The organism is Methylotuvimicrobium alcaliphilum 20Z, assembly GCF_000968535.2.
GTDB classification, from domain to species: Bacteria; Pseudomonadota; Gammaproteobacteria; order Methylococcales; family Methylomonadaceae; genus Methylotuvimicrobium; species Methylotuvimicrobium alcaliphilum.
The window spans coordinates 2,802,292-2,811,226 of record NC_016112.1 but is presented as its reverse complement, the minus strand read 5'-3'; the positions used below and the strand labels follow the sequence as shown (position 1 = coordinate 2,811,226).

At 45.9% G+C, this 8,935-nt stretch carries 5 protein-coding genes; 3 read left to right on the top strand and 2 right to left on the bottom strand.

Going from position 1 to position 8,935, the window contains the following annotated elements; translation table 11 throughout:
* Positions 1–127 precede the first annotated feature (127 nt).
* Together MEALZ_RS11980 and MEALZ_RS11975 are read right to left on the bottom strand one after the other, a co-directional pair.
* Entirely contained in the window at positions 128–724 is a 597-nt protein-coding gene (locus MEALZ_RS11980; RefSeq protein ID WP_014148906.1) for an ANTAR domain-containing response regulator, read from the bottom strand.
* A 1,087-nt stretch (positions 725–1,811) separates the two neighbouring features.
* Positions 1,812–3,386 (bottom strand): PAS domain-containing protein, encoded by a 1,575-nt coding sequence (locus tag MEALZ_RS11975; protein ID WP_014148905.1) that lies wholly within the window; start codon positions 3,384–3,386, stop codon positions 1,812–1,814.
* A gap of 307 nt (positions 3,387–3,693) precedes the next feature.
* Between MEALZ_RS11975 and MEALZ_RS11970 the strand changes: the two genes are divergently transcribed.
* The 3 genes from MEALZ_RS11970 (at position 3,694) to MEALZ_RS11960 (ending at position 8,929) form a co-directional block, all read left to right on the top strand.
* Positions 3,694–5,433, top strand: a complete 1,740-nt coding sequence (locus MEALZ_RS11970) for a putative bifunctional diguanylate cyclase/phosphodiesterase (protein ID WP_014148904.1) — start codon at positions 3,694–3,696, stop codon at positions 5,431–5,433.
* A 309-nt stretch (positions 5,434–5,742) separates the two neighbouring features.
* Positions 5,743–8,142, top strand: a complete 2,400-nt coding sequence (locus MEALZ_RS11965; protein WP_014148903.1) for a Lon protease family protein — start codon at positions 5,743–5,745, stop codon at positions 8,140–8,142.
* Positions 8,135–8,929 (top strand): adenine nucleotide alpha hydrolase family protein, encoded by a 795-nt coding sequence (locus MEALZ_RS11960; protein ID WP_014148902.1) that lies wholly within the window; start codon positions 8,135–8,137, stop codon positions 8,927–8,929. Before MEALZ_RS11965 ends, MEALZ_RS11960 begins: the two co-directional genes overlap by 8 nt.
* The last annotated feature ends 6 nt before the right edge of the window (positions 8,930–8,935 follow it).

The following is an 8,935-nucleotide window of genomic DNA, read 5'->3' as shown; positions in this document are numbered from 1 at the left end:
AGTAGGCGCTTTAGGCGATGCAGAGTAGAAAAATGCTCCTGTATTATCTGCATTCATGGCTTCTTTTGGTTTCTGCTGACTTTGAGTTTCATTCAATGGGTATCAACTATCAACGCGAACATAGCTATTATAAGTGGGTCTGGCTAAGATTGTCTTGACCGGCGAAGGTTTGGATGACTTCCTCGGCCAATTCGGTTATTTTTCGTCGCTGGTCTCTGGCGTTTTTGCGCAAATAATCAAATGCGGCTTCTTCGGTGAGGAGTTGATTCTTCATTATTAGGCCAATCGCTATGCAGACGCTTCTGCTTTGGGATAGCGCTTTGTCGAGTTGCTTGTTCTCGTATTTCAGATTAATTATTTCCTTGTTTCTTTCGATTACCGCTTCGATGGTCAAAATCAATTGCTCGAGACTGCAGGGTTTGACCAAATAGTTCATGCATCCGGAGGCGATGGCGGCTTTTACTGTGTCTTCGTCGGAATAAGCGGACAAGAATATGACTGGAACGTCGAGTATTTGTACAAGATGTTTGGCAACGTCTATACCGGTCACTCCCGGCATGCGGATATCTAAAACCGCAATGTCCGGCTTTTGATCTTGAGCAAGTTTAATAGCCGTATCGCCCGATGCGGCTTCTAAGACATTATAACCGGATAGCCGGAGTCCACGGCTCATGGTTCCGAGAATGAGCCGGTCATCGTCGGCAAGAAGTATTGTTTTATTCATTAATAGTTAAATTTAGGCCGGTGCGGCCGTAAACGCTTAGATAATCGCTAAAAATAGTTTCGAAAATATGGTTGTAAGTGATTCAGTTTTTTGTTCAATAAGGAAGCCGTGAACCTACAAACTAAATTCTATAGGTTATTGGCTGTAACTATTTAGTCCACCGGCAATTATTGTTCCCTCGCTCTACATCACTGCCATTAAGTTAAGGATTTTCCTGATTAGCAAGTTTCTTCAGCTAAAGCCCAAAGATCAGCATATCTTTGGCAGGACGAGGTTCGCAAGCCATGCGCGTCAAGCTAAAAACGGCCAACCCACATCACGCTCTTTCCCAAGCTCCAGCTTGGGAAAGACACACCGGAAGCTCCAGCTTCCTGAGACCGACACAATCTCCGCACATTCTCAATCAACCCCGACTCGCTCGTTCAATCTTTCTTGATTGTCGGGAAGCTAGAGCTTCCTGAACAGGTTACCCAAGCTGGAGCTTGGGTAACAGCATATTTTAGTTTTTGCGACTACGACTGGCCCCTGCTCTGACACTTGGCTTCGGCAAGCTGAAGCATCTTGCTAATCAGGAGGATTTTTCCGTTCGCCCTGAGCCTGTCGAAGGGTGAATGGAAAAATCCTGGGCCGATAAGTTAAGCCGTCCATGGTTCGACAGGCTCACCACGAACGGCTTAACTTAATGGCAGTGTCGCTCTACATGGGAATGCCTGAGTACCGCTCCCGCCTCTTAGACTTTATTGCCACGCTGGAGCGTGGTAACGATAGGGGATGTGAATAATTACGGTGAATCATGCATTCAACATAGCGAACTTATTCCTACCTTGTTTAAGTCATTTCCGCGCAATAGCGGTATCCGGCTAGGGTCTTGGCGGAGTAGCGAAGTTGAAAAAAGATAAGACAGAATCTGAATATAAAAGTTTGAAGTTTAACTACTTTTAGACGAACATAATTGGTTCGATCAAGATGCACCAATAATTCGATAAAGAGAATACAAAGCGGGGTCTGGGGTTTGTATTTATTTCGGTAATCTAATTGAAAAGCATCTAGATGTAAAGAATTGGACCGGCATTTTGTAATCATAGGCTTACTTGATGCTTGAGCTATAAAACGGATTGCTTTGGCTTTTATGAAAAATCAATGGCGGCATCATCGTTAATTGTGCGGTGACTGTGTGGTTCGTTTGGTAAATGCACAATTGCGATTGTTCCGGCATCAATGTTTTAACTAACGAAAGTCCGGTGCCGATTTTAATCGATTGTTCGAAATCGAAACCTTGGGGTAGCGAAGCCGGTCCGTTCTTGACGGTAAAAATCGCATGATTCTTGTCAAAATCCAATGAAACCGAGATTTTTTTGTTTATTCCGGGGCTGTGCTTGATGGCATTGAGTAATAGTTCGTTAACGATTAACGATAACGAAACGGCATTGTCCCGATCGACGCGAATCGGATGATCGGAAGGTATTTGCAGTTCGATGGTTTCATAGGTGCTGAAAAATAAACGCTGACAAAATTCTGTCGAGGAATGAACAATGTCGCATAGATAAATTTCGCCGTTTTCTGTCTTACTTTGCAAACCGTAAGTAATTGCCAGTGAATTGATCTGCAGCATGCTTTGTTCGAGAATCGCTTTGGCTTCGGGGTGCTCCAATGCATTATTTTGCAATAGGCCGAAAATGCCTTGTAAGTTGTTTTTGATTCGGTGGTGAACCTCTCGGATTAGGGTGTTTTTATGCCGTTGCTCCCGTTCCAACAGCTTTCTATCTTCCTCGATATGCTCGCAAATGTCGGTTAGTAATAAGACAAAATAATCGATCATACCGGAATCGTTGTTAACGGAGTTGACGGACAGTTTAACGCTGCTGACTGTGCCGTTTTTATGGATTAATTGACCGTTGACGATACCGCTATGGTCGATGTTTGGGGCGAAAAAAAAGTGCTCGTTCAAATCCGGAAGTCTGAGCAAAGTCATTAATGGGGCGTTCTTTAGCGTAGTTTCGTCATGGCCTGAGAGTCGGAAGATATATTCGTTAGCCGATAAAATCCGGCTTTCGGGAGAAATCGTTAAAACCCCGATTAATCCCGATGTTGTAACAATATTCTGTAGTTGCTTGTCTTCGCTCGAAGCTTTATCGGCAAACTTATCGTCTCTTTGAATTACGTTGTCTATTTTTAACGGCTTACCACTCGGATCCCTGATGATCTTGCCGTGTTGATGAATAGGAATGACTTCGTGTTCCGGAGTTTGTAAGCGATAGTGAGCGGAAAATGTATCAAGATGGATTAATGCGTCTTCGAAAACACGTTTTATGCGGTTTTGATCGTCAGGATGAAGCTTTGTCAGAAAAAGATCATGGTTTACAGCATATTCGTGTTCGGAAAAACCGAATAGTTTGGTGAAACCCTCATCGCCTTCGATTTTTCCGGTTTCGAGATTCCATTCGTAAAATACACTGTTTGTGGCTAGCTTTAGATGTTTGAGTTTTTGCTGTTGGTCATGATATTCAATGAGAAGATTGCGGTATTTTCGGTGATAATGCGTAAAGCCCCACATAGGTATGGCTGCGACTAACATTGTAAAGTACCCGGCTTCGAAAAAACTGCTCAGCGGGATTGTCGGAAAATAGAATCCTGACGCGGCAAAATAATTAAAATCGGTCATAGGTTTTCCAAGTACATAATACGGCTGCGAACCGACCTTCAAGCAAAACAATGTTCAAATTATAACCAAGTGTGTCACTCAGTTATTTGAATTAATTAATACTTTAAAAATAAATATCCTTGTGAGATAAGGAACAAATCTGTTTTACTAACGGGCAAATTCATTTACTATTGACACCCTGAAGCGGCCCCCAGCCCCCGTGCCGCCAAGTAACGTTTTCCAATGGCGTGTCGAATTTTTTCAGAGTCATGATCCGGTTTTTGTTGGATTTTAAAGCTTGCGAATCACTGGTATTTATGAGGGCTGCATGCAAGAACGAGAACATCGATTTCCGGCGAATAGACGCTCAGGAGACAAAAAGAGCTTATCGAGCGTGGATGCCGAGTCGATTGAAATCAAGCTGGAAATCTATAAAACATTGTTCGAAGCGACTTCAGACGCGATGATGATTGCAGACGAATCGACGCGCATTCTTTATGTTAACCCCGCATTCACAAATATTACCGGTTATACCGAACAGGATGTTCTGGGTAAAACCCCCAAGATTCTTTCTTCAGGTAAACAAGATATCCATTTTTACCGTCGAATGTGGCGAAGTATCACGACCAATAAGCGTTGGCAAGGTGAAATTTGGAACAAGAAGAAATCCGGAGATATCTTTCCGGCCTGGCAAACGATCAATGTGATCGGCGAAGAAGGCAAGCCGGCTCACTATATATCAGTGTTCAGCGATATTTCTCAAATCAAGAAATCACAGGCCGATCTGTGGACCTTGGCGCATTACGACTCGCTAACCGGACTCGCCAATCGTAGTTTGCTTGAGGAGAGGATAAAGCAAGAGTTGGCTACCACGATCCGTTTCAAGATTTACGGTGCATTGTTTTTTTTGGATTTGGATAATTTTAAAACCATCAATGATTCTTTGGGACATAAAGTCGGGGATTTGTTGCTTAGGCAAGTAGCCGATCGCCTTAGAAGGGATCTTAGAGATGAGGATATGATTGCCCGTTTGGGCGGCGACGAATTTGTTATCGTGTTGTCCAATCTTTCTTATGATAAGACAATCGCATCGAACCAGCTTAAAGTTGTCGCCGAGAAAATCCTCGATCTATTATTAATGCCATATTTACTGGAGGGTCACGAGCTGCGCGTTTCGGTGAGTATCGGCATTACCTTATTTCCGAATAACGGGGATACCTTCGATCATTTGCTGAAACAAGCCGATACGGCAATGTATGCCGCTAAAAACAGCGGTAAGAATACCTATTGTTTCTTTCATCCCGATATGCAAGATAAAGTCAATCAAAGACTGCAACTGGAGAAAGAGCTTAGAAATGCATTGGTTCATGATCACCTGGGATTGGTTTATCAGCCTCAATTTAATTTCAATCAACAATTGCTCGGTTACGAGGCGTTGGTTAGATGGCATCATCCCGAGCAAGGCGTCATTTCGCCGCAGGATTTTATTCCGCTAGCCGAAGAGACCGGTTTAATTGCCCAAATCGGTAGTCAAGTGCTGACGAAGGCATGCCAGCAATGGGTGGCTTGGCACCGAGCAGGCAAGAATGTGCCGCATATTTCAGTCAATATCAGTCCTAAACAGTTTAGCTCCCCAGGCTTTGTCGATTTAGTTAGTGGTATCGTTGAATCGACTAAAGTCGATCCTAGGCATATCATTCTGGAAATTACCGAAGGGCTGATCGTTCAGAATGTAAAGGGCATTATCGAAAAAATGCATGCGCTAAAACAATTAGGCTTGCGCTTTTCAATAGACGATTTCGGCACCGGTTATTCTTCGTTGTCTTACCTGACCCGATTGCCGATCGATCAACTGAAAATCGATAAGACTTTTGTAGTCAATTTGGGAATAAACGATAGCGATGCGGTGATCGTCGAGACCATTATCGGCATGTCGAAGCACTTGAAGCTTGATTTGATTGCCGAAGGCGTCGAAACATGGGAGCAGCTAGAGCATTTGTACAGATGTGGTTGCGATGGTTTTCAGGGATATTATTTTAGTAAGCCGTTAGACCGAGACGACATCTGATAGACCTATCAATTGCAGCAATTCCCAGTTTGAAAAAATTCGCCGTATTCAGGGTGCGGGGCATGCCTGTCGAGGAACGCCGTAAACCAATCCATGGGAGCTTGACGGCGGCTCGAACGCCAAGGATGGCGTGTAGTAGGGCAATGCAGGAGCAATTGCCGAGGAGCAAAAACCTGCTCTGCCGCCGACATCCTCGCCAAGCACACCCCGCACCTTTTTTATCCTAAAATTGGGAATTGCTGTATCAATTGTGGCTGCGAGAAGTCTATGTTCTAATGCTGTTGGTTATATAAATAAGGCAGGGATAAAATGAAAATTGCACCTCTGGAGACGGCATTACTCTATAAACCTTGTAGCGTCGGCGACTTAAACTTTCAAACCACCGACGAACTCAACGATGTCGAAATCATCGTCGGACAGGAGCGGGCTATTGCGTCGATCCGGTTCGGAATACGAGTCGATAAAGCCGGCTATAATATTTTTGCATTGGCACCCTCGGGAACCGGCAAGATGACGACCGTTATGCAGTTGGTCGAGCAAGAAGCCGCACATAAAAAAATTCCTTCGGATTGGTGTTATGTGTTCAACTTCGATCAACCGGCCAAGCCTCGGCTCTTGTCTTTACCCGCCGGAAAAGGCAAATTGTTCCAAAAAGATATGGAGCAATTGATTGATGAGCTTCGAATTGCCTTACCGGCGTCGTTCGAAGGCGACGAATACCGATCCCGAGTCGAGGAAATCGAGGAGGAGTCGCGGCATCGCGAGTTTCAAGAAATCAACCGTTTGCGTGAAGAGGCCGCGAATGCCCATATCATCCTAACCGAAACACCGACCGGCTATGCCTTCGCTCCGGTCGATGAAAAAGATGTAGTGATCGATGCCGAACGCTTCAATCAACTCTCCAAGGAAGAGCAGCAACGAATTCAGCAATCGATCATCGAATTGCAGCAGCGCCTACAAAAATTATTGAAGAAATTTCCGGCCTGGCGTAAGGAAACCAAGCGTAAAATCAAAGATCTGAACCGCGAAGTGGCCGAATTTGCAGTCGGCCATTCGATCCATGAGCTCAAGGAGACTTACGGTGACCAGCAAACCGTTCTCGATTATCTGGACGAGATCGAGCGCGATATTATCGGTCATGTACGCGATTTCATTCCTCACCGAGAATCGGCGCTGCCGTTCATGGAAATGCCTCAACAATCCGATCCTTTCAAGCGTTATCAAGTGAATTTAATGGTCGACTTGAACGATAACAAAACCGCGCCGGTCGTCTATGAAGATCATCCGAATTACGCCAATTTGATGGGACGCTGCGATCATGAAGCTTTCATGGGGTCGCTGGTTACCGATTTCACGATGATCAAGCCGGGAGCATTGCATAAAGCAAACGGCGGCTATTTGATACTCGATGCGCGTAAATTATTGATGCAGCCCTATGCCTGGGAAAGCTTGAAACGGACGCTGCAATCCGGCGAAATCCGCATCGAATCGCTGGAGCGAAGCCTCAGTCTAATTAGCACATCGGCGCTTGAACCGGAACCGATTCCGCTCGAATTGAAATTGATCTTGTTGGGTGATAGGCTGATTTATTATTTGTTGAATTATTACGATCCTGAGTTTCAGGATTTATTTAAAGTCGCGGCCGATTTCGACGATACGGTGGGCCGAGAAGACTCGGCGATCGAATACGCAAAAGTTTTGGCAACGATTGCAAGGCAGGAAAAATTGCAGTCCTTGAGCCGGGATGCCGTCGCGCGAGTGATCGAACATAGCGCCAGGATGACCGGCGATGCCGAAAAACTCTCGACACATTTGCGCAGCATTAAAGATTTACTGATAGAGGCTGATTATTGGGCCGGACAAAACGGACACGATTGCATTAATGCCAGTGATGTACAGCAGGCGATCGATCAGAAGGTCTACCGCTTGGATCGGATTAGGGAAAGGCTCTACGAGCATATTCAGCGCGGTACGGTGTTGATCGATACGCAAGGCAGCGTGGCAGGACAGATCAATGGTTTGTCGGTGTTGCAGATCGGTGAATTCAGTTTCGGCCAGCCCTCCCGGATTACCGCGACGACGCGCCTCGGTAACGGCAAACTGGTCGATATCGAACGGGAAACCGAATTGGGCGGCGCGATTCACTCGAAAGGAGTATTGATTTTGGCCGGTTTCATCGCCTCCCGATACGCCCGAAGCAAGCCGTTTTCGATGTCGGCGACGCTGGTGTTCGAGCAGTCCTATGGCGGTGTCGACGGCGATAGCGCCTCGCTTGCCGAATTGTGCTCAATTCTTTCATCGCTGACACAAATCCCGTTGCGTCAGGATTTGGCGATGACCGGTTCAGTTAATCAGTTAGGACGTGTGCAGGCGATCGGTGGAGTCAATGAAAAAATCGAAGGCTTTTTCGATATCTGTAAAAAACAAGGACTGACCGGTACTCAAGGCGTGATCATACCTTCGGCGAATATCAAGCATTTGATGTTGCGATGGGATGTCGTGCATGCCGCCCAATCCGGGCAGTTTCATATTTATGCGGTGAAAAATGTCGATGAAGCCTTGGAGTTGTTGACCGGAATGGTAGCGGGCGATCCTGATGAAAACGGCGTGTTTCCGCAGGATTCTGTGAACGGAAAGGTCGATGCGCAATTAGCCCGGTTTACCGAAATCAGTCAGGCCTTTTTGTCGAAAAATAACGGCCATGATTGACCTTAACGTTGTTACCCCAAAAAAAATGTTGATCGCTGTCGATGCTCTGCAAGATTCGGCCTTGTTGGAGTTGGCGGCAAGCTTGGCCAGGTCGCAAGGGGCACAGTTGACAGCTTTGTTTATCGAAGACATTAATTTGTTTCATTTGGCGGGGCTTCCTTTTGCAACCGAAGTAGATAGAGTGACCAGTGCGGAACTTAAGTTCGATGCCGACCGAATCGGTTCGGCATCGGCTCGCCGGATCAAGCGAATTCGTCAACAGCTCGAGGAGTTGTCGAAACAATCCGAATTGACGATATCGTTGACAGTCGTTCGCGGTCATTATCTGGCCGAGGCGATGGCGGCAGCCGCTACCATGGATTTGTTGCTTTTGGATAGGCCGCGCGGTAATCGGTCGTTGACGATTAAAAAAATTTCCGTTAAAAAGTTTAGTCCTCCGGTTTGGGCAATTTATGATGGTATGGAAGGATCGGAACGAGCATTTAAATTGGCTATCGATATTGCTGAATCGCAAAAATCGGGGCTCAACATTATTTTACAGAGGCAATCCGATAACCGCATTGCCGAAATGGAGCAACAAGTTAAAGCTTTGCTCGCGGGTAGCAATCTCGCTTCTCATTTTTTTATTCAATCTAGTCGAAGTTACGATTCGATCATGCAATATGTCTTAGAGCGTGGCTGCAGTATCGTCGTGCTGCGCGCCGACAGAACCGACCCTGAGGCTTCACAAAGTGCTGCGTCGTTATTTGCCGACCGGCTCGGTTGTCCGGTGTTATTAGTTGCATAAGCCGGG